This is a genomic window from Lactobacillus sp. C449L, assembly GCF_059900815.1.
On the sequence record NZ_JBWXGA010000427.1, the window covers coordinates 1 to 399 of the forward strand.

The 399-nt window shown below is 47.9% G+C and carries 1 protein-coding gene; it reads right to left on the bottom strand.

Features of this window, described 5'->3' with window-relative positions; genetic code table 11:
• Positions 1-228: hypothetical protein (locus tag AC2JF9_RS10110; RefSeq protein ID WP_500727507.1), on the bottom strand; the 228-nt coding region annotated here is incomplete at its 3' end.
• Positions 229-399: the final 171 nt, after the last annotated feature.

The window sequence follows — 399 nt, forward strand, 5'->3', positions numbered from 1 at the left end:
AGGACTACGAGCATAATCGCCAAGGGCATCAGGACAATAGATTCTCTTATGTTTCCGTCTATCAAGCGATACATGCAGTAGCTCGTTACTACGAATGCGACGTTGACAGCCCATGAAAACGGTCCGGTTAACGCCAGCCCCTTTCCACATGAATGACAGCGATAACCACCGAATAGCCTTGGCAGAAGGAACAAAGAGGGCTTTAGCGACGAGGAACACTCCGGGCACTTTCGGGCCATATCATTTCCTACAACATTTTAAGTGTTACCGAATCCGTTACAACATTGAATTGAATATCCTCAATATCGGCTTGTCCAGCACATTCTCGATACTGCTCCTCGCATATCCGCTTGATCCTCTCTGCTCTAAGTCGTCGCTGAAACACATCCGACCGATGGT